Origin of the sequence: Natronomonas halophila, assembly GCF_013391085.1 — an archaeon.
In the GTDB taxonomy this organism is placed as follows: domain Archaea; phylum Halobacteriota; class Halobacteria; order Halobacteriales; family Haloarculaceae; genus Natronomonas; species Natronomonas halophila.
The window spans coordinates 2,129,666-2,148,463 of record NZ_CP058334.1 but is presented as its reverse complement, the minus strand read 5'-3'; the positions used below and the strand labels follow the sequence as shown (position 1 = coordinate 2,148,463).

General features: G+C 68.7%; 24 protein-coding genes. 3 read left to right on the top strand and 21 right to left on the bottom strand.

The window, feature by feature from the left end:
* Nucleotides 1–11: 11 nt before the first annotated feature.
* Nucleotides 12–446: a DUF2391 family protein gene (locus HWV23_RS11455; RefSeq protein ID WP_178290532.1), complete on the bottom strand. Its 435-nt coding sequence runs from the start codon at nucleotides 444–446 to the stop codon at nucleotides 12–14.
* Nucleotides 447–565: 119 nt separating this feature from the next.
* On the opposite strand from HWV23_RS11455, the gene HWV23_RS11450 reads away from it, so the two are divergent.
* Nucleotides 566–1,246, top strand: coding sequence for a class I SAM-dependent methyltransferase (locus HWV23_RS11450; RefSeq protein ID WP_178290531.1), 681 nt, complete (start codon nucleotides 566–568; stop codon nucleotides 1,244–1,246).
* On the opposite strand, the gene HWV23_RS11445 is transcribed toward HWV23_RS11450, so the two are convergent.
* Together HWV23_RS11445 and HWV23_RS11440 are read right to left on the bottom strand one after the other, a co-directional pair.
* Nucleotides 1,247–1,678 (bottom strand): DUF6653 family protein, encoded by a 432-nt coding sequence (locus tag HWV23_RS11445; protein ID WP_178290530.1) that lies wholly within the window; start codon nucleotides 1,676–1,678, stop codon nucleotides 1,247–1,249. It lies immediately after the preceding gene.
* A gap of 29 nt (nucleotides 1,679–1,707) precedes the next feature.
* Complete coding sequence (locus tag HWV23_RS11440; protein ID WP_178290529.1) at nucleotides 1,708–2,331, bottom strand: DUF1684 domain-containing protein; 624 nt, start codon at nucleotides 2,329–2,331, stop codon at nucleotides 1,708–1,710.
* A gap of 120 nt (nucleotides 2,332–2,451) precedes the next feature.
* On the opposite strand from HWV23_RS11440, the gene HWV23_RS11435 reads away from it, so the two are divergent.
* Nucleotides 2,452–4,308, top strand: coding sequence for a DUF2070 family protein (locus HWV23_RS11435; RefSeq protein WP_178290528.1), 1,857 nt, complete (start codon nucleotides 2,452–2,454; stop codon nucleotides 4,306–4,308).
* Nucleotides 4,309–4,355: 47 nt separating this feature from the next.
* Here HWV23_RS11435 and HWV23_RS11430 read toward each other — a convergent pair whose 3' ends face one another.
* The 5 genes from HWV23_RS11430 to HWV23_RS11410 all read right to left on the bottom strand — a co-directional run bounded on the left by HWV23_RS11430 (nucleotide 4,356) and on the right by HWV23_RS11410 (nucleotide 5,730).
* Complete coding sequence (locus tag HWV23_RS11430; protein ID WP_178290527.1) at nucleotides 4,356–4,604, bottom strand: DUF3194 domain-containing protein; 249 nt, start codon at nucleotides 4,602–4,604, stop codon at nucleotides 4,356–4,358.
* A 3-nt stretch (nucleotides 4,605–4,607) separates the two neighbouring features.
* On the bottom strand, nucleotides 4,608–5,006 hold the full coding sequence (locus tag HWV23_RS11425; protein ID WP_178290526.1) for a prefoldin subunit beta: 399 nt from the start codon (nucleotides 5,004–5,006) through the stop codon (nucleotides 4,608–4,610).
* 63 nt (nucleotides 5,007–5,069) lie between these two features.
* Complete coding sequence (locus HWV23_RS11420; protein ID WP_178290525.1) at nucleotides 5,070–5,321, bottom strand: KEOPS complex subunit Pcc1; 252 nt, start codon at nucleotides 5,319–5,321, stop codon at nucleotides 5,070–5,072.
* Between the two features lies 1 nt (nucleotide 5,322).
* A complete protein-coding gene (locus HWV23_RS11415; RefSeq protein ID WP_015408900.1) occupies nucleotides 5,323–5,457 on the bottom strand; it encodes a DNA-directed RNA polymerase subunit P in 135 nt (44 codons plus the stop codon).
* Between the two features lie 9 nt (nucleotides 5,458–5,466).
* The gene (locus HWV23_RS11410; protein ID WP_178290524.1) at nucleotides 5,467–5,730 is read right to left on the bottom strand and encodes a 50S ribosomal protein L37ae; all 264 of its coding nucleotides are present in this window, start codon (nucleotides 5,728–5,730) and stop codon (nucleotides 5,467–5,469) included.
* A 119-nt stretch (nucleotides 5,731–5,849) separates the two neighbouring features.
* On the opposite strand from HWV23_RS11410, the gene HWV23_RS11405 reads away from it, so the two are divergent.
* Nucleotides 5,850–6,077 (top strand): hypothetical protein, encoded by a 228-nt coding sequence (locus tag HWV23_RS11405; RefSeq protein ID WP_178290523.1) that lies wholly within the window; start codon nucleotides 5,850–5,852, stop codon nucleotides 6,075–6,077.
* A gap of 14 nt (nucleotides 6,078–6,091) precedes the next feature.
* On the opposite strand, the gene HWV23_RS11400 is transcribed toward HWV23_RS11405, so the two are convergent.
* The 13 genes from HWV23_RS11400 to HWV23_RS11340 form a co-directional block, all read right to left on the bottom strand.
* Nucleotides 6,092–6,691 carry an NUDIX hydrolase gene (locus HWV23_RS11400; RefSeq protein WP_178291662.1) on the bottom strand — a complete coding sequence of 200 codons (600 nt, stop codon included), beginning with the start codon at nucleotides 6,689–6,691 and terminating at the stop codon, nucleotides 6,092–6,094.
* Nucleotides 6,692–6,716: 25 nt separating this feature from the next.
* Entirely contained in the window at nucleotides 6,717–7,181 is a 465-nt protein-coding gene (locus HWV23_RS11395) for a DUF7109 family protein (RefSeq protein WP_178290522.1), read from the bottom strand.
* 26 nt (nucleotides 7,182–7,207) lie between these two features.
* Nucleotides 7,208–8,428: an MFS transporter gene (locus HWV23_RS11390; RefSeq protein ID WP_178290521.1), complete on the bottom strand. Its 1,221-nt coding sequence runs from the start codon at nucleotides 8,426–8,428 to the stop codon at nucleotides 7,208–7,210.
* A gap of 97 nt (nucleotides 8,429–8,525) precedes the next feature.
* Entirely contained in the window at nucleotides 8,526–8,993 is a 468-nt protein-coding gene (locus tag HWV23_RS11385) for a DUF8159 domain-containing protein (RefSeq protein WP_178290520.1), read from the bottom strand.
* Nucleotides 8,994–9,024: 31 nt separating this feature from the next.
* Nucleotides 9,025–10,116 (bottom strand): aldo/keto reductase, encoded by a 1,092-nt coding sequence (locus HWV23_RS11380; protein ID WP_178290519.1) that lies wholly within the window; start codon nucleotides 10,114–10,116, stop codon nucleotides 9,025–9,027.
* A 47-nt stretch (nucleotides 10,117–10,163) separates the two neighbouring features.
* Nucleotides 10,164–11,312, bottom strand: a complete 1,149-nt coding sequence (locus HWV23_RS11375; RefSeq protein WP_178290518.1) for a DHH family phosphoesterase — start codon at nucleotides 11,310–11,312, stop codon at nucleotides 10,164–10,166.
* A 49-nt stretch (nucleotides 11,313–11,361) separates the two neighbouring features.
* Complete coding sequence (locus HWV23_RS11370; protein WP_178290517.1) at nucleotides 11,362–12,243, bottom strand: SDR family oxidoreductase; 882 nt, start codon at nucleotides 12,241–12,243, stop codon at nucleotides 11,362–11,364.
* The gene (locus tag HWV23_RS11365) at nucleotides 12,240–12,668 is read right to left on the bottom strand and encodes a DUF5791 family protein (protein WP_178290516.1); all 429 of its coding nucleotides are present in this window, start codon (nucleotides 12,666–12,668) and stop codon (nucleotides 12,240–12,242) included. Before HWV23_RS11365 ends, HWV23_RS11370 begins: the two co-directional genes overlap by 4 nt.
* Before the next feature lie 45 nt (nucleotides 12,669–12,713).
* A complete protein-coding gene (locus tag HWV23_RS11360; RefSeq protein WP_178290515.1) occupies nucleotides 12,714–14,225 on the bottom strand; it encodes a stage II sporulation protein M in 1,512 nt (503 codons plus the stop codon).
* Nucleotides 14,226–14,265: 40 nt separating this feature from the next.
* Nucleotides 14,266–17,157: a DUF7286 family protein gene (locus HWV23_RS11355; RefSeq protein WP_178290514.1), complete on the bottom strand. Its 2,892-nt coding sequence runs from the start codon at nucleotides 17,155–17,157 to the stop codon at nucleotides 14,266–14,268.
* Nucleotides 17,154–17,957 (bottom strand): DUF7284 family protein, encoded by an 804-nt coding sequence (locus HWV23_RS11350; RefSeq protein ID WP_178290513.1) that lies wholly within the window; start codon nucleotides 17,955–17,957, stop codon nucleotides 17,154–17,156. The genes HWV23_RS11355 and HWV23_RS11350 overlap by 4 nt, the downstream gene beginning before the upstream one ends.
* On the bottom strand, nucleotides 17,942–18,340 hold the full coding sequence (locus HWV23_RS11345; RefSeq protein WP_178290512.1) for a DUF7285 family protein: 399 nt from the start codon (nucleotides 18,338–18,340) through the stop codon (nucleotides 17,942–17,944). The genes HWV23_RS11350 and HWV23_RS11345 overlap by 16 nt, the downstream gene beginning before the upstream one ends.
* Nucleotides 18,321–18,788 carry a DUF7283 family protein gene (locus HWV23_RS11340; RefSeq protein WP_178290511.1) on the bottom strand — a complete coding sequence of 156 codons (468 nt, stop codon included), beginning with the start codon at nucleotides 18,786–18,788 and terminating at the stop codon, nucleotides 18,321–18,323. Before HWV23_RS11340 ends, HWV23_RS11345 begins: the two co-directional genes overlap by 20 nt.
* Nucleotides 18,789–18,798: the final 10 nt, after the last annotated feature.

Sequence of the window (18,798 nt, the reverse complement as noted above, 5' to 3'; positions counted from 1 at the left end):
AATCGGCGAACTCAGAACACCGAGTCAGCGGTCGCGGCGCCGACGACGCTGAATACCGCGCCGACGCCGACCGCACGCGCCGTGACGAAGGCGATTTCGGGCCACGGCATCCCCTCGAGAAACGTCCCGGGCGCACCGAACGAGAGCGCGAGCACCAGTACCGACCCGTAGGAGACGACCATCAGCGAGGCAAAGCGCGTCGGAATCCCGACGGCGATATCCGATTCGTCATCGGGGTCGCGGCCGGCCGCCTTATAAAGCGCGGCGTAGCCGATAGCGAAGACGATGGCCGCCGTCGACAGCGACTGGACGAGCGTCATGTCCTCCGCGAGGACCCACACCTCCTCGGTGACGACGAACGGGCCCGCAAGCAGGAACCCGCCGACGACCTGCTGGGCGGAGTCGGCCAGCCGGAAGTTCGCTTTCGGGCGGCGAAGCCGTGCCATATCCCATCCAGTCGCCCGGCGAATATAAACGCCGCCGTCCGCGGGCCGACGGCGGACCGTTCGGCGCGGCACGGCCGGCAAGCCGTGGCGGTTTTGGTCGCGGCGACCCCACGCCCGGTATGAGCGTTCGCGCCGAGTTCGATTCGTGGGCCGCAGAGGGCCGAGACCGGGGGATGGAAGAACGGCACTGGCACACCGCCAAGCACGCGCTGGGGCGGATGCCCGTCGAGGAAGGCGACACCGTCCTCGATTTGGGCTGTGGCAGCGGCTACGCCGCCCGCGCCCTCCGGGAGGCGAAAAACGCCGGCCGCGCCTACGGCCTCGACGGCGCCCCCGAGATGGTCCGAAACGCCCGCACCTACACCGACGACCCCAACGTGGCCTACGTCGTCGGGGATTTCCAGTCGCTGCCCTTCGACGACGACAGCATCGACCACGCCTTTTCGATGGAGGCCTTTTACTACGCGCCCGACCCCGTCGGCGCCCTCGAGGAACTCCGGCGGGTCATCCGCCCCGGCGGCACCTTCTACTGTGCGGTCAACTACTTCGAGGAAAGCGAGCACACCCACGAGTGGCAGGAGTCGATTTCCATCGACATGACCCTGTGGAACTACGAGCAGTACCGCGAGGCGTTCCGCGAGGCGGGGTTCCACGTCGCCGAACAGGACACCATCCCGGACCGCGAAACCGAGATTCCGCCCGCCGAGGCGTTCCCGACCGACGACTGGGAGACCCGCGAGGACATGGTCGAACGGTATCGGGAGTACGGGACGCTACTGACGGTCGGCGTCGTCCCGTAACTACGCACTTTCGGCCGCCAGTTCCGGGTCGTACCGCTGTATCAGTTCGTTCACGAACCAGAGTTTCAGCGCCATCGTCGCCACCGTCGACGCGGCCGTCGCCAGCGGCTTTCGTTTATAAGCCGCGTAGATGTTGGCGAGGAAGGCGACGCTCTGGACGAGGCTCAACACCTGCGGAAACCCCAAGCCGGCGAAGGGCTTGCCGCGCTCGCTCCACTGTCGTTCGGCGAGCACGCCGCGATACATCCAGTCGTCCGGCTCCTCGTCGGGCGCCGAGAACAGCACCGGGTTAATCGCTATAAACAGCAGCGTCGCTCCGAGTGCGACCCACTTCCGGGTATAAATACCGAGTATCAGCGCCGGATACGCGAGCAGGCGCGTCCACCCGCTTTTCGGGTTCGAATGCCGCTCCCACGCCGTATCGGGTAGCATACGCCCGCTACGCGATGCGCGAACTAAAGTTAGTCCTCGTAGCGCTCGCCGGCGGCCACCGCGACCTCCAGCCAGTTCTCCTGCGGCGGCAGCGGGCACTCGTAGGCCTCGCTGTAGGCACAGAAGGGGCTGTACGCGAGGTTGAAATCCAGCGGGACCGTCGCGCCGTCTTCCAGTTCGCCGTCTCGCGGGTCGCTTTGCTCCCCGCTCGACGAATTCGCGTCGCTTCGCGACGCGCCCTCCGTGTGCAGTTCCATGTACCGACCGCCGGGGTAGGTCTGCTGGCCCGTCGTCTTGTCGCGGAACGGGACGAACAGCGACCCGCCCTCGTGGTCGACGCGCTGGTAGGCCACGAGCGTGTGCTCGTCAGTTTCGCCGCTGGCGTCCGCCAGTTCGAAGTGGAGGCGCGCGGCGCGCTCGTAGAGCTGTTCGCCGTCGGCGGTCGTCTCCATCGTCACCGTCTCGTCGCTGTCGACGAGTTCGACGGTCGCCTCGACCCGGTAGTCGGGGTCGGGGTCGAAGTAATCGAGGCCGTCGAAGTCCTCGCGCTCCTCGGGCGGCAGCGGCGACTGCCGCGAGGACGCGAACTGGTCGTCCTTCTGGGCGCGGTAGGACTGCAGTTCCTCGCGCCACGCGTCGACGTCGAAGTCCATACCGAATCGTGGTGGTTCGGACGGAAATACTGACCGCCATCCGCTTTCGCCGGACGACGGGAGCGGGCGGCGAATCCGCTCCCGAGCCTTTTAACCGCATCCATACCCCTCATTCGCCTAATGACGCAGACGCAGGGCGACCTCGCCGCGCTGTCCCGGTTCGTCTTCCGGGCGCCCGACTGGTCGGCCAGCCTGTTTTTCGCCCTGTTGCTCGCGGCGGTCGTCGGGGTCGCCGCCTTCGATTACCAGTTCGTCCTCGACGACGCCTATCAGGGACTGGTGTATATCGGCATCCCGACCGTCGCCGCGACCTTCCTCACCCCGTGGGTCGACCAGTTGCTCGGCGGCCGGATGACGCACAACCGCTCGGCGCTCTTGGCGCTGCTCTGTGAGGTCATCGTCGTCGTCTTCCTCGTCGTGGCGGCGGTCGTCGCGCTGGTCGCCGACCTCGGCCAGACGTTCGTCTTCGACGCGCTGTTGGTCGCGCTGGCCTCCATCTTCGCGTTCCGCCTGTTCGTCATCATGGCCATCTCCCGGCGCTCGCTGCTCGTGGCGGCGCTGCCCGCGAGCATCCAGACCGTCGTCACCGCCGCGCTCCTGTTCGTCTACAGCGGCACCCTCCGGTATCTGGAGGTCGGCGGCCCGCTTTTGAACGCCTATCTCGCCCAACCGGAAGAGGCCCCGCCGGAACTGCTCATCATCCGCCCGGAGGACTTCCTCGTCCTCGCGGCCATCTGCGTCCTCTATGCCTCCGCCGTCCACGTCTTTCTCATCACAATCGACCGCCCGTGGCGACAGAGCCTCGGCGTCTCCGTGCTGGATTTCATCCGCGGCTTCATCGGCCACATCGCCGAGGGCTCCGACGAACTCGAACAGTTCTTCGAGCAGTTGGGCGAGGACGCCGTCGTCCCGGTCACCGTCATGGGTATCCGCGGCGAGGACGGCACCGAGAAGGCCCGGTTCGTCCTCCCGATGATTCATCCCGGCCCGATGGGCGAAATCGGCGGCGGCAACCTCCCCGAGCGCATCGCCCGAAGCGCCGAGGGGCTGGCTTTCCCGCCACACGCCACCGCCGGCCACGACTTCAACCTCGTCACCGAACGCGAAGTCGACACGCTCGTCGACGCCGCCGAAGAAGCCCACGACCGCATCGACTACACCGAGGACGCGACCCACGCGCTCCGCGAACAGGAGGGCGAATCGAAACTGCTGGGTCAGGCCGTCGGCGACGACGCGCTGGTCGTCGCCACCCACGCGCCCGGCTTCGCCGACGACGTGGATTTCGCCGTCGGCCTCTCGACGGCCTCGGAGGCCCGCGGGTCGGGGCTGGGGGACGTCATGCTCGTCGACGCCCACAACTGCAACAACGGGCTGGAGGGCGAGGACCTCGGCCACGTCGTCCCCGGTTCCCAGCGCTCTTTCGACATGATGGCCGCCGCCGACCGCCTCGGCGAGGAACTCGTCGACGCCGACAGCGGCCGGCTTCGGGTCGGCGTCGCGTGGGACCCCACCGACTGGGACCCCGAAGACGGCATCGGTCCGCTCGGCGTCCGGGCCGCCATTACCGAGGTCGACGATCAGCGGACGGCCTACGTCCTGGTCGACGGCAACAACATGGAACCCGGCCTTCGCGAGGAACTACTGGCCGCCATCGACGCCGACGAGGCCGAGGTGATGACCACCGACAACCACGTCGTCAACACGATGGACGCCACCAATCAGGTCGGCGAAGCCATCGATGTCGACGAACTCGTCGGACTGGTCGAAGACCTCATCGACGAGGCGAAAGACGACCTCGAACCCGTCGAAGCCGGGATGGCCGTCGAACACGCCGACGTGACCGTCTTCGGCAACGACCGCACCGAGACGCTGGCCTCGACGGCCAACGCGATGGTCCAGATCGGCGGCGCCTTCCTGCTCGTCGTCGTCGGCGCGGCGATGGCGATTAGCCTGCTCGTGTTCCTGCTGGCCGGCTGAGGACAGTGGCCGCTATCGGCGCGGGCGTCGATAGAAAGAAAGGGGCCTCAGGCCTCCTCGAAGAGTTCGTCGACCGCGGCTTCGGCGGCCTCGACGGCCTCTTGTGCCACGACGGCGGGGTCCGGCTCTTCGGGAGCGTTGAGGTAGACGTCCACGTCGAGGGTGCCGTCCTCGAATCGGACGGTCACGTCCATGTCCTCGACATCGGACTGCTTGTAGCGGTCGAGGATGACGCCTTCGGCGGCGTCCGAGGCGGCCTCGACGATTTCCTCGTCGGTCGGTTCCGCGTCAGTCACGGCTTAGTCGCCGCCGGCGCCCGGGCCGCCGGGGCCCATCGGACCGCCGCCGCCCGCGCCGCCCTGCAGCATCTGCTGGAGCTCTTCCTGCAGGCTCTCGAACTGCTCTTGGACGCGCTCTTCCTGCTTTTCGAGGGTCTCGGTGCGGACTTCGAGGCTGTCGACCTTCTCTTCGAGGTCCTCGTAGGCCTCGTCGTAGCCGGTCTCGATGAGGAGTTCGCCGACTTCGCGGTACATCTGGGTGTCGCCCTCGATGTCGTCGAGGGTGTCCAGCGCGTTGCGGGACTCCTGCAGCTGCGTTTCGGCCTGCTGTTTCTGCTGTGCGACCTGCTGTGCCGTCTCCTGAAGGTCCTGGAGCTCTTCGATTTTCTCCTGGGCCTCAGGCGGTAGGTTACCCTGCATACTCTACGCGTCGGGATGAATACTGAAAAAGCCATGCTTTCGGCGCCAGCGGCCGCACGCCCGTCAGACCCGCGCGCCGCCGGCCGATGCGGCCCGCTCGGCCACCTCAACGAGCGTGCTCCAGGTGTTCATGCCGGCCCGCAACGCCACGAGGTCGTCGGCGTCGACGTCGACGAACACTTCCTCGCCCTCCCGGCGGACCGTCGCCGACGAGCGGCCGCCGTCGATTTCGCCCGCCTCCTGTGCGATGGCGTCGGCGACCAGCGCGGCCGCTCGGGGCGTATCGTAGCGGAAAACGAACTCGGCGGTGTGCACGCTACTGAACGTCGACTTCCTTGATGTCGCGGCTCCGCTCCTTCAGGAGGACGCGGTGGCCGCAGTACGGACAGCGCACGCCGCCGTACTCGTCGAGTTCGACGTCGCGCTTACAGCGGGAACACTTGTAGCTCATGGGGAGTCGTTATTCCTCGTCTTCGCCGAGCGCCGCGCGGATGGAGCGCGTGACGGTCTCGCCGGCCGGCGTCTGGGGTCGGTAGGCGCCACCGGTGAACTTCTCACCGGTCTCCTCGTTGACCCAGATGCCCGTGCCGACGCGCTTGACGTTGTCGCCGTCGACCGTCGCGTCTTCCATGTCCTCTTCGATTTCAGCGACGCGGCGGCGGGCAACACGCCCGTATCGTGCGCCGAATCGGCCGGCGCTCCCGGTCTTTCCTCGTTTGGCCATAGTATCATATATTCCACCAAGCGAACGGATAAACCCCACGTTTTGTGGGCGTCAGCGGACGCGGTCGCCGCGTTAACGGAACCACAAGAGATTCCTACGTTTTCGCGGAACCGTCAGCCATGCCCTCCATACAGTTCGACCGTTCAGCACGCGTGTTGCGGCTCGTCATCGTGATGCAACTGGGCCTCTGTGTGTTCCTGCTCGCCGATATCGCGAACGCGGTTCGAGGATACGAGACGTTCGCCGTCTCCGTCGGCAGGGTCGGCGGCGGGCTAACCGCGGTCGGGGCGCTCGTGGTCCTGCTCGCGGGGACCCCCGACGGGAGCGCGGACGGACCGGCCGAATAACCGCCGACACCGCCTCACACCGGAAACTCGGCGTCGGGGTCGACCACCCGGTCGACCTCCTCGGGCATCTCCCAGTCGGTCGCCAGTTCGAGGAACTGCACGAGCATCCGGCCGGTCGCGCCCCAGACGGTGTAGCCGTCGACCCGGAAGAAGTGGATGCGAATCGCGCCGTGGTGCTGGTGGTCCCGCCGCTCGGATTCGTAGTTGTCGAGGTCCGTCAGGTCATCGAGGGACAGCACTGCGATTTCGGCCACCTCCCGCTCGTCGGGTGTGTATTCGCGGTCCGGCACCCGCGCGACGAACGGCCGGACGCGGTAGTCGGTGACCGTCGGAATGTCGTCGAGGCGGCCGACCACCTCCACCTCCTCGGGCCGGAGGCCGATTTCCTCGTCGGCTTCGCGTTTGGCCGTCGCCTCGAGGTCGGCGTCGCTGGGTTCGCGGCCGCCGCCCGGGAAACTCATCTGACCCGGATGCTCACCGAGGTGGTCGGCGCGCTTGGTGAACACGAGGTGATGGTCGTCGCCGCGGGTGATAATCGGCACGAGGACGGCCGCATCACGTTCCTCGCCGTCGAGGGCAGCCGGCTCGTGTGCCATCACCCGCTCCCAGTCCATGTCGGGCATGTCGGGCCGGGCGCTCTTAGTTTGTCTTGTTGTCCGCGTCGTCGAGGCGGTCCCGAACCCCCGAGAGGTCGACGCCGCCCCACGCCTCGATATCGTAGCTGATATCGAGCAGTTCGTCGGCCCGCTCGGTATCGCCGGCGCTGACCGCCTGCGCGGCCTCGGTTCGCAGGCGTTCTTCGGCCGCCCGCGCCACCGTCGCCCGGTCGACCGACCGCGTCTCGACGTCGAGGATGTGCGGCAGGTCCTCGGCGCCCTCCGGGAGCGTCGGAAACGCCGCCGGCCCGGGCGCGAGCAGTTCGTCCGTGTCGCCGTCGGCGTCGAACCGCACGAGTGCGAACTCCGAAAGCGCCGTCTCGACGGCGTCTTCGGGCGGGTCCTCGCCCCGCCGGTAGGCCAACTCCGAGCAGGCCGAGCCGAGTTCCTCGCGGGTCAACGCCCCGAAGAGGTCGACGATGCCGGCCAGCTCGTCGGGGGTAAACATATCCGGGCCTCCGCTTGCGTGTGCCGTTAACGTTCCGGCTGCTGTGCCGCCCCGGCTTCGCCGGCCGCCCTGTGGGCCGCCCCGCCCGCCGGCAGCCAGCCGGCCCGATAGAGCACGAACAGGCAGCCGAGAACGACCACGAGCACCCCCGACAGCGTCCGGAAGACGACGGTGTAGCTGACGCCGCGGGAGACGGCGATGCCGACGCTGCCGGAGCCGAGCGCCTGCACGAACATCATAATCGAGGAATACAGCGCGTAGGCGCTGGCCCGGTGGCGGTCCGGCAGCGACGCCAGCATGTAGGTGTCGACCGCGGGAAACAGCGAGTGGACGACGTAGCCCAACACGAGGCTGATTGCGGCGACGGCGTAGACGCCCTCTGCCAGCGTCAACAGGAGGACACAGACGATGAAGCCGCCGACGATGCTCAAAAGCAGCGGGACGTTCGGCACCCGGTCGGCGAGTCGACCCGTGATGAGGAACGCCGGCACGCCCGCGGCGAACATCAGCGACAGCAGCGTCCGGCCCGTCGCCGGGTCGATGTTCTTGACGACCTCCAGATAGTCGCCATAGAGGTTGAACAGGCCGTTCCAGAGGAAGCCGGCGGCCCCGAGGAAGGCGACGCCCGTGAGGATGATGGGCCACTGGGCGCGGCCGGCAGCGAGGAGGCTCCGGTCGGCCGTCCCGGCCTCCGGCAGTTCCGCGCGGGAGGCCGCAAACACCAGAAAGGCAGTCACGACGGCTGCAATCCCCGAGATAAGGAGGAACGACGTCCGCCAGTTGCCGACCAGCAGGATGGCGCTGACCGCAAGCGGCGCGACGACGGCGGCGACCTGACTCGACATGCCGTGAATCCCGATGGCGCGGCCGACCCGGTCGGGGAACAACTCGCTCACCAGCGGGTTACCCGCGATGAAATACATCCCGCTGGAGAGACCCATCAGGAAGGCACCGACCGTCAGGTGGGTCACCGACGGCGACAGTGCGGTAAAGGCAGCCGTCCCGACGAGCATCGTCCCCGTCGCGGCGACGACGTGATGTCGGGGGAAGCGGGTCAACAGGTAGCCGGTCGGCAGGCGCGGGGCCGCACTGCCCATCCACGCGGCGCTGGTGACGATACCGAGCGAGGCCGCCGACACGTCGAAATCGGCGGCCGCTGGCTGGACGATAGGTGCGAAGACCACCCGCGCGAGGTTGACCAGAAACACCATCGCACAGAGCGACCCGAACAGTTCCCGACGGGACACACCCGCCCTTCGGTTGGGGCCGGTTTGAAAGACTCGGACCGGGGGCGATGTGAGAGTTGATATCGTGAGGTTCGATTCGAACCCGGTGCCGCCGACGCTATGCCGCGGAGACGGTGTTCTGAACCCGCTGGAGGTACTCCGCCTCGCTGAGTTCCCTTCTCATCAACTGTTCGACCCACGCGGCCTCGATGTGGAACTCCCCGAGGACGTCGTCGTTGTAGGCGTAGCCGGTCACCTCGAAGCGGTCGACCTCGACGTTCAGATACTGGCCGTAGGCGCTGGCGGCCGCGGCGGCGACCCGCTGGACTTCCTCGCGGAACCCCGACCTGCTGCCGGCGTCGCTGTAATAGTCCAGCAGGAGCGTGGGCCCGTCTTCCTGGATTCGCTGGACGTTGATGTCCCGTCCGTCCAGTTCCGAGCGATACCGCTCGATGAGGTCCTCGCGGGTCGGCGTCGGGGATGGCGTCGGCGTGGGCGTTTCGGTCGACGACCCGCCGTCGCTACACCCGGCGACCGCGGCGCTGGCGGCGGTTCCAAGCAAGGCGAGATAGCGGCGACGGCGCATACCGCCCGGTATCCGACGGGCCCGTATCAGTTTACTGGAAGACGCTGTCGAAGGCGTCGGCGCCCATCGGCGCGAAGGTGCCGGCACCGACGTTCTCGGCGACGTGTTCCGGCGACCCGGTGCCGACCAGCGCCGAGGTGACGCCGGGGGCGCTCCGAGCGAAGTTGAGCGCGCGCTGGGCAGCGGTGTCCCCGGCGAGGCGTTCGTCGACGGCCTCGGGGATACCGCCCGATTCCGCGAGGTCGCCCTGCAGCAGCGACGCCGAGGTGAAGACGTCGAGGCCGGCCTCGCTGGCGAACCACAGCGCGCTCTGTTCGCCGTCGGCGCCCTCGTGGGCTTCGAGGGTGAAGGCATCGGCCATATGGACGTTGAAGGGCAACTGCACGGCCCGGAAGTGCGTGGCCGTCGTCCCCGCGCGGTCGGAGGCCGTGCGGGCCCGCGAGACGACTTCGGGCAACGAGAGGTATTTGTCGTGGTCCTGCGGGACGCGGAAGGCCTCCCACGTCGCCACGCCGTAGTGGTTGATGTCGCCCGCGGCGGCGCGTTCTTCCAGTCGGACGAAGGCGTCTTCGAGTTTGTCGTAGACCGTCTCGCGGTCGAACTGGGCGAGTTGTGCCTCGGGGTTGTGGACGTAGTAGAGGTCGACTGAGTCGAAGCCGAGGTTCTCAAGCGAGCGGTCGAGACTCCAATCGAGGAACGCGGGCGTGAGACAGTTGCCCATCACGAGGTCCTCGCGGTCGATGAGGCCGGTATCGAGGAACTCCGATTCGATGTACGCGGAGGCGTCGGCGGGCCGTTCCTCATCGAAGGGGACGAAGCCGCCTTTCGTCGAGACCATGACCGCGTCGCGGTCGATATCGCTGTCCCGAACGGCCTCGCCGACCACCCGCTCGGCGCGCTGATGGCGGTAGTTCACCGCGGTGTCGACGACGTTGATGCCGCTTTCGAGCGCCTCGATGATGGCCTCGTGGTAGGCCTCGTCGGCGGCGTCGGTCGCATCGCCGAGATACGTGCCGACGCCGACCGAGGAGACCAGACAATCAGCAAAGCGCCGGAAATAGGTGCGAGCGAAGGACTCGTGGAAGCGGTCACGATAGGCCCACGTCGCCGATTTCGTCGCCATACCCGTGATAAGCGGGTCGGACACAAAAGCACGCTGGCAGGCGAGCGTTACAACTCGCCTTTCATCGCCGCGAAGAGCCGCGATTCGAGGTCGACCGACTCCCCGGACTCGCTGTCCGACAGCGGGAGTTCGATACGTCCGCCGCCCATCCGCGCGTGACCACCCGCGCTGGCATCCGAAAGCTCTCCCGTCGCCCGCTGGAGGGCCTTACCCATGTGAACCCGGTCGTCACGGGAGCGCCCCGAGAGGTGAATCGCGCCGTCGGCCTCGCCCATGATGACCGAGACGGAGACGCCCTCCAGACGGACGAGTTCCTCGGCCGCGGTCGGTAGCGCATCGAGGTTCGACAGCGTCTCGACGTCGCTGACGAGGAACGACCCGTCCTTCTTCCGGTCACGGATTGCCTTGGCCTTCACGTCGAGGGTCTCGCCGTCGACCTCGGGGTTGGCGATGCGGTCCAGCGAATCCCCGTTGGCTGCGGGAAAGAGGAAGGCCGCCGCCTCGAACTCCGCGGGCGTACAGCCGCGGGTGAACGCCGTCGTATCCGACTGGATGCCGTAGAGCAGGCCGGTCGCGACCCGCGGTGAGACCACCTGTCCGCTGGCCTCCGGGTCGTTGCTCCAGCCACGCTGCTGGAGGTATTCGGTGAGAATGCTCGCACACGACCCCCGGTCGGGGCGGACGTCGGTGAAGGCCTCCCCCTCCCCGTTTCCGGGATGGTGGTCGACGATGGCGTACGGTTCGATGAAATCGGCGCCGCCGAAGCCGCGGGGTTCGTTGTGGTCGACGAGCACCACGTCCTCGCCGTGTAACTCCGAGGCCGCATCGATTCGCTCGAAGGAACAGTCCAGAACCGTCTCGAAGGCCCGGTTCTCCGGATGGCGTATCTCGCCGGGGTACTGTATCGTCGCGGGCGTGCCCACGGCGTCAGCCATCGTCGCGACGGCCAGCGCCGACCCCATCGCGTCGGGGTCCGGGTTCGGGTGCATCAGCACCGCGATGCCGTCGGAGACGGCGAGGGCGTCCAGAAACCGGTCGCCGGGCGTCCGGCCGAATCGGGACCACAGCACGACGCCGAACAGCACGAGCGCGAGCGCGACGGCGGCGACGACGAGCACCCGCTCGGGATTCCCAGTGATTGCCTCGAAAAGCTGCTGGCCGACCGCGAACGCGTCCTCGGCCGCGGTCTGCTGCATAGCCCGAGATAGCCCGGCACCGAGGTAAGTACTTCGCCGCGAAAGCCGGTTATTGCCGGTTTCGGTAGGCGTCGATGGCGTCCCGATACCCCTCTCGATAGGTCGGATAGCGGAACTCGTAGCCCGACTCGCGAAGCCGGTCGTTCAAGCAGCGCTTGCTCGTCAGGATACGACGACGGGCCGCCTCGGAGATATCGTCGTCGAGTCGCTCGGCTTTCGTCCGCTTGGGTGGCTGCTCGACGCCGCATTCGTCGGCCAGCCAGTCGGCGAAGGCCCACTTGTTGACCGGTTCGTCGTCGACGGCCAAAAGCAGGTCCGCATCGGTGTCGGTCAGCATAAAGCGGACGACGCCCGCGGCGTCTTCCTGATGAATCATGTTCAGATACCCTTCGGTAACCGGCCCTTCCAGATACCGTTCGAGCCGATAGCGGTCCGGGCCGTAGAGGCCCGCAAACCGCGCAACTGCGCCGTCGATGCCGTAGTCGGGAGCAACCTCGCGGGCGATTCGTTCGGCCTCCGCCAGCACTTTCGTCTTCTCCGTGGTCGGCTCTAGCGGGGTCTCCTCGTCGACCCAGTTGCCATCGTGGTCGCCATAGACGCCCGTACTCGACGTGTAGACGAGTCTGTCCGGCGAATCTGCGCGAGCGCCGAAGGATTCGATGGCGGTCCGAAGCCCCTCGACGTAGACACGGCGGGCGGCCTCGGCGCCGCGGCCGCCCGAGGAGGCCGCGAACACCAGCGCGTCCACGTCGGGAACCGCTTCGAGCGCCTCGGCGTCCGTGACGTCGGCCTGTACGGCCTCGGCGCCCGTCTCCTCGACGGCCGCCAGCCCCGCCTCCGAGCGGCGAACGCCGACGACGTCGTGGTCGTCCTGTAGCTGGCGGGCCAACTCCAGGCCGACGTAGCCACAGCCGAGAATGCCCACCTTCATCGCTTTTTGCTCTCGATGAACTGATGGAGCAAGGCGAGTTCCCGGAGGTTCATCGGGAAGCGGCCTTCGAGTTTCGACTGGATTTCCTTCGCTTCGAGTTGGCCGCCGATACCGGACTCGATGGCCTCGACGTCGAGGACGGCCATCGACATCCCCATCATCAGGTCGTCGCGAACGAGCATGGCGATGGTCTCGGCCTCGGGCGCCTCCGCGAGCACCGAGAGGATGGCCGCGGCCTCTTCGAGTGTAAATTCGGGCGTTTCGCCGTCCAACAGCGCGCGGAGCCGTTCGGCATCGACGCCGGATTCCTCGGCGACTTCCTCGACGCCGTGGGACTCGACGGCGCCCGCCAGTTCGGCCTCGTACCGTTCGTGAAGTTCCTCCGGGGTATGGGACCCGGGGTCGTCGGCGACTTCGTGGAGCATATCCGCCCTTCGGGTCCCCGGCCTCAAGTAGCGTTCGGGGTCGGGCTACAGGAACGGTCGATAGTAGTAGGGGCTGACGAACCCCTCGATGACGGCGGCGATAGCGAGCAGGACCCCCAGACCGATGGCGACCCAGAAGGCGCGGTCGATGGCATCGGCCAGCGCCTCGGCGGAGGCCTGCCCCCGGAGGGTCCGCCAGCCGGCACCGCCCAGCCAGAAGCCGAGCGCGCCCGCGACGATGAAGGCCGGGATTTCGAGGATTCCGTGCGGCACGACGAAGGCCAACAGTTCGAGTAGCGTCTCCTCGGTGCGGGCGATGACGCCGAACACGAAGCCGTTGAACAGTAGCGCGCCCGCGGCCGGCACCGCCAACACGAGGCCGGCGAAAGCCGAACTCACCGCGACCGTCCAGTTGTTCGCGCCGAACTCGACGGCCGCCACGAGCGGGTTGTGGCCGGCCAGTCGGTCGGCAATGGACGTCGAGACGCCCCCGAGGAACGGCTCGATGGCGACCCACCCGAGCGCGAACCCGGCGACGCCGACCGCAAGCGAGGCGACATGCAGCAGAGGGTGGCCCCGGACGAAGGCGAATAGCTCGCCGATACCGCGGGAGAGGCCGGCTCGGAACCGGCCTCCGAGTGGCCCCTCGGGAGCCCCTGGCGGGTCGACTTCCCCCCTGTAATCCCCGTAGAAGGCGGTTTTCACGAGGTCCAGTCCCGGCGACAGCAGGGTAAAGCCGAGCAGGCCGAAGAGGACGCCGCTGCCCTGTGTGGCGAAGGCCCCGCCGAGGGACCCGACCGTCAGAAAGCCGCCCAGCGCGATGAGGACGTACGCGCCCGCAGCGACCGGGTTATCGGTAAGAAACCCAACCGACCGTCTGAGGCTCGGGCCGACGGTTCCCTCGTCGACGATGACGGCGACCGGCGCGAAGATGAACACGAGACGGATGCCGACGAGCAGTCCGACGGTCACCGGGAAGGCTGCGAGAGCCACCAGCGCGGCCACTATCGGCGAGAGCAGCGACACGACGGCGATAACGATTCCGACGGCGGCGAGTATCCCCGCCCAGAGGGCGAGTTCCAGCAGGCGGAGCACGAGTATCGGTCCCCAGAAGCGGCGGCCGCCCCGAAGCGCGGCCGTCGTCCCGCGTTCCGAACACAATCGCGCGTGGCTGGCGGACAGTTGGGCAGCCGATGCGACGGCGACGAGGATGACGGAGACGACTATCGTGGCCAGTATCGTCGCCGCGACGATGGCGACGGTCGTGGGCGTGACGACCGTCTCGACCAGTGGCGTAATTTCCCGGACCCATGTGTCGAAGGCATCGGGGTTGGTCTCCGCCGAGGGCGGCGACTCGATATCGCGCGCGGCGAGTTCTTCGCGGAACCGCGCGAGCCGTCCGGTCGTTTCGAGATACAGGTAGACGACGGCGATACCGAAAAGCGAGACCGTTCGTGTGACCGCCGAGACGGCCGGCGTCAGGAAGTACGCGGGGAGGATGTTCGACGGCCGCTGGAGGACCGCAGCGGCCGACTTGAGGGCAGTAGCGGCGTCCATACCCCCCGTTTCCACCGCCGCCCGCAAGAAGCCTCGGCTGTCACGGCGGCCACCCCTGAGACCGTTCGTCGGCGACGCCGTCGGTGTCACCGACGCCGCGGGGACCCGGCGGAACGACGACCACGACGGCCGTCGAGAGCCGGACTGGAACGCGCTCGGCAGTGCCGAGGCGGGCGTCTCGCGAATCGATTCGGGCCGCCCGCCCGTCGCGGATGTAGGTCACCGCGCCGGACGGGCCACCGCGGTCGGCCCGGACCACGAACCGTTCGTACTCGCCGGCCGCCTCGACGTACCAGACGTTGGCCGTCGCATACCAGTAGCCCGGAACCGGCGCAATCGGCAGGCCGGCCGGAAGCGCGCCGAGGCGCTTGCCGAGAAGCCGCTTCCGTTTGTCCGCGATTTCGGCCTCGATGCCATCGGCAGCCACCCGTCGGAGTTCCCTGCTGTATTCCGCGCGAAGCGCCTCGGGAATCGGCGTCGTGGCGCTTCGTGGCGGGCGGGCGCCCTTCTCGGCGAGCGTCGCATCGAGCCTCCTTCGCAGACGGACCCGAAGCCGGTCCCGTTCGGCCTCACTGTCGGCGACGGTCGCGGCCGCGCGGTCGGCGGTCGTGCCGTTCGCCAGCGCCAAGGCGGCCTCGGCGGTCCCCGCATCGGTTTCAAGCGCCGCCCTCGCGTCCCGCTCGGAAATTCCCTCGTCGACCATGACCGCGACGAGCGCACCACGGACGTGGGCGTTGGCCGATCCGACTTCCCGCTCGAGGTCCGGGGCGTCAGTATCCGACCGCTCGGCCGCGAGGAGCGTCGAGGCGGCCGTCGAAAGGGCGATCCGGTCCGCCCCGAGATAGGGAATCCGGTCGACGATCGACTGTGCGACCCCGTCGTGCGGCGAGGTGAAGACGTTCACGTTCCGGGTCGCAAGCGGCGTGATACGACCCTCGCCGCGAGCGCCGATTCGGTCGCGGGCCACCGACCCCGTCGTGAGATAGGACGGCCCGGTTTCGACCGCAAACGAGAGGTTCCCCGCCGGGTCGGCGGTTCGCGGCGGGTCGGGACGACGGGCCGCCCGATGGGCCGCGAGCGCGCCGTCGAGCCGGTCGGCAGGGAGGTGCTCGCCGAGTGCTGCCTCAATACCGGTGTTGGTCTCGGCGTGGGTATCCGCCCGGCCGTCGAGTTCCGCGCCCAGCGCGTCGAGATACGCGGCCCGGCCGGCGCGTTTCGCCCGCGGCTCGGCCGACCGGTCGGGCGGGCCGAGCAGTTCCTCACGGCGGTCCGCGAGGCTCTCGCGCAGTCGGGCCGGCGGGTTCGCTCGGCCGGCACCGACCGCCGGCGCGGGCAGTCGAACGGTGTGGTTGCGCGTCGTTTCGCGTAGCGGTCGAACGGTGTGCAGAACGTCAGCCCGTGAGACGGTCCGGTCGGCGGTCGCCGTCGCCGTCGTCGGGGACCATCCGCCGGAGACGACGCTTCGGGCGGCCGTCCGGAAGCCGCCCGCCTCGCGAAGCGCCTCGTCGGTCGCCCGGTCGGTCGCAGGGGCCAGTGCGCCGTCGAGGCGGCCGCTCGGAACCCCGTCGATGGGTGCCGTTCGAGCGCGAAGGGTGACGGAAACCCGATAGCGACGCTTGCTCGTCCGTACCGTTGTTGTCGTCCGGTTTCCTTGCCGCCACGTCCGCGTCGTGGTTGCCGTCTCCACCGCCTCGAAAGCCCTCGCTCGTCGTGTCGTCCAGTCCGATTCGTCGTCTGCCGCCGCTTCGGCGTCATCGAGCGAGACGCTCGTTTCGCGCCGCACGTCGACGAGCGTCCAGTCGCCGCCGGGCGAGCGCTCGCCGGTCGAGTAGCTGCCCCGGTTCTCGACCGAGGCGTCGACGCGGGCCTCGACGGTGTGTGCCCGGTCGATGTGCCGAGCGATCTGGTCCTCGCCGCGGATGCCGACCACCTCGGCGTAGGCGTGGTCCGCCGAGCGGTTGACGCCCACTGACACCTCGGCGGCCGGCGGTTCGGAGCGCCAGGCGCCGACCGGTTGGCTGCCGGAGTCGGACTGGCCGACCTCGTTGGCACCACCGAGGACCGCGTCGACCCATTTCTCGTCACCACCGGCACCGAGCAGGGCGTCCGTGGTCGCGACACGCCGACCCGCAGCGGCGACGCCCCGGTGGCCGTCGGGGTCGGTGGCGCCGAAGACGGCCTGCTGTTCGGCGACGAGCGCGTCGTTAGTCGCCAGTTCGACGTGTCGCGTGCCGACGACGTTGGCTATCGGCGCGCCACCGTGCTGGGCATACCCGCGGGTCCATGCAATCGGATAGAGCCGCGCTGTCAGGCGACGCGAGATACCCGTTTCGGTCACTGGCGCGGTCGCCCGGCGTTCGAAGCGTTCCGTTCGGTCGTGGAGCAACAGCGCGGGATTGGCAACGACGAAGGTCGGCGACCGTTCGGTTTCGGCGACCTGCCGCTCACCGCGAGTCGCGGTCAGTGTGACGTTCTCGATGGTCACCCGAAGGGCCGCCCTGTCCTCGCCGGCCCGTTCGACCGTGACGTGGTCGATGGCCTCGCGGTAGCCGCGAGTCGTCGACTCGACGGCCGGCAGCGACGCCGTCGCGGTGACACCACCGCGTTCGACGGCGACCGGAGTGAGGCGCTCGCGGGCGGCCAGATACAGCCGTAATCGGAGCGCGTCCCGGAACGGCTGAGTGTCGTTCAGCGCTCGGCCGGCCGTCGTGTTCGCCGGGCGCGTCACCGGAGCGGCCGCCGCCTCGGTCGCTGCCTCGTCGGCCGCCGCCCGGAGCGCGGTCACTGATTCGGCGGTCGCGCCATCCATCGCCCGGTCGACCGACGGCCGGTCGGCGGGCGCCTCCGTGCCGATGGTCGCGGTCAGCGTCGTACTGGAGACCAACAGGAGCACGCCGACGAGCGCGAACGGGACGCGCGCACGGTCGTTCATCTGTCCCACCGCCGGACGACGAGTACCGTTCGGTCGGGAGCGCTCGCCTCGGCGGCGGCCGCGGGCGTATCGTACCGCTCTCGGAGGTCGGCTTCGAGACGGTTGGCCAGCGCGTTCGCGAGCAACTCGTTTGTTCGTCGGGTGTCCGCCTCAGCGAGTGCGCCCTCGATATCCGCGCCGAGCGGCGCTGCCGCCGTCCGATAGCGATCGGCGGTTGCCGGTGCGGTCCGCTCGTCGACCAGCGCGGCACGCGTTCGCTCCGGCGGAAAACGCCACTCGACATACGCCGTCGCGAGCGCTCGTGCCAGCGTGCCGAAGGAATCCGGGTCCGCCATGGAAGCGTCGATACCGGTGGCGACGACGTGTCTCGTGACTGCGACGTCGGCGTCCGTCGGCGGCATTCGTCCTGCCGTCACCGTTCCCCGAAGCGGTGCCCCGGGATACGGTTCCCAGCGTGCCGTGACTGCGACCCGTCGTCCGGTCGTTTCGGCCGTTTCCGTCGCGACCGCGCCGGCATACTCCCCGTCCGACAGCGAGTCGCCATCGAGCGAGGTATTCGCCACAGCGGCTCGTCCGAGATGGTCCGCTAGCGTGCCGTGAACCGTTCGATTTCGAGGGGCGGAGACGTCAGCCGTCACAGTCGCGAGCGTTCGGGCGGGCACGTCCGCGTCGGGAGTCGTCGAGTCGCCGACCGTGTGGCGTCCTCCGTTCGGAATCCCGACAGTCAGCGTCGTCATCGCCGCGCCGACCAGCAGGAGACAGACCGCTACGTCGAGGACGGTGCTCACGCCGCGGGCCACACGCACACCTCCAGACGCCCGGGGTGGACCGTCCCCGGTGCGGTGCGAGCGCTCACCCGTCGCTCGACGCAATCGACGCGGCGTGAACGGGGCGAACCTGCCTGCCACCGCTTTCCGCCGGCCGCGAGCGTCGCGTTCAGCCGATAGCCCGTCGGGCGAGCACGCTTCGCGGCCGCCGATAACGGCGGGTCGACGGCGCCGAAGGAGGATGCTTCGGCGACGAGCGCGTCGGCCGCCGTCGGCGCCATCTCGCGGTCGTCGTCGAGCGCCGCAAGCGCCCCGTCGAGCGCGCCGACGTAGAGCGTCAGGCCGACACCGACGGCGAAAACCGCAGCCAGCGCGGCCAGCGGTTCGACCTGTGCCCTAGCCGACGAGGACGACATCGGTTCCCTCCCACGTGACCCGCCTGACGAGCAGTCGGTCGGTGCGGTACCACGTCGGGTCCGTCGCCCGCCGGTCGGCGACCGCCCGCTCGAACCGCGCCGGCGATGTGAAGACCTGCTCGGGCGGTTCCCCGCGGAGGACGCCCCCGAGCGGCGTCCCTTCGGGAGCGAGGACGACCGGCCCGTAGCCGAGGCCGGCATGGGTCGTCCCACCCGGCCCGCGAAGCGAGAGGGTATCGGCGCCCACCCGAACGGCGTCGGCGTCAGCGAGCGGGTGGCTGCCGACGGATGCGTGCTGGCTGGCGGCGACGCTATCGACGGTTCGAGCGGCACCAGTCGCGTCCGGCGGCGCTGCGGCGGGCATCGCACCCGCGAGCGTGACGGTCGCCCCGCTGGCGACGGCGAGACCGAGATAGACGTACCAGGCGTCGACGGGAACGTCGAACATGGGGCCGCTG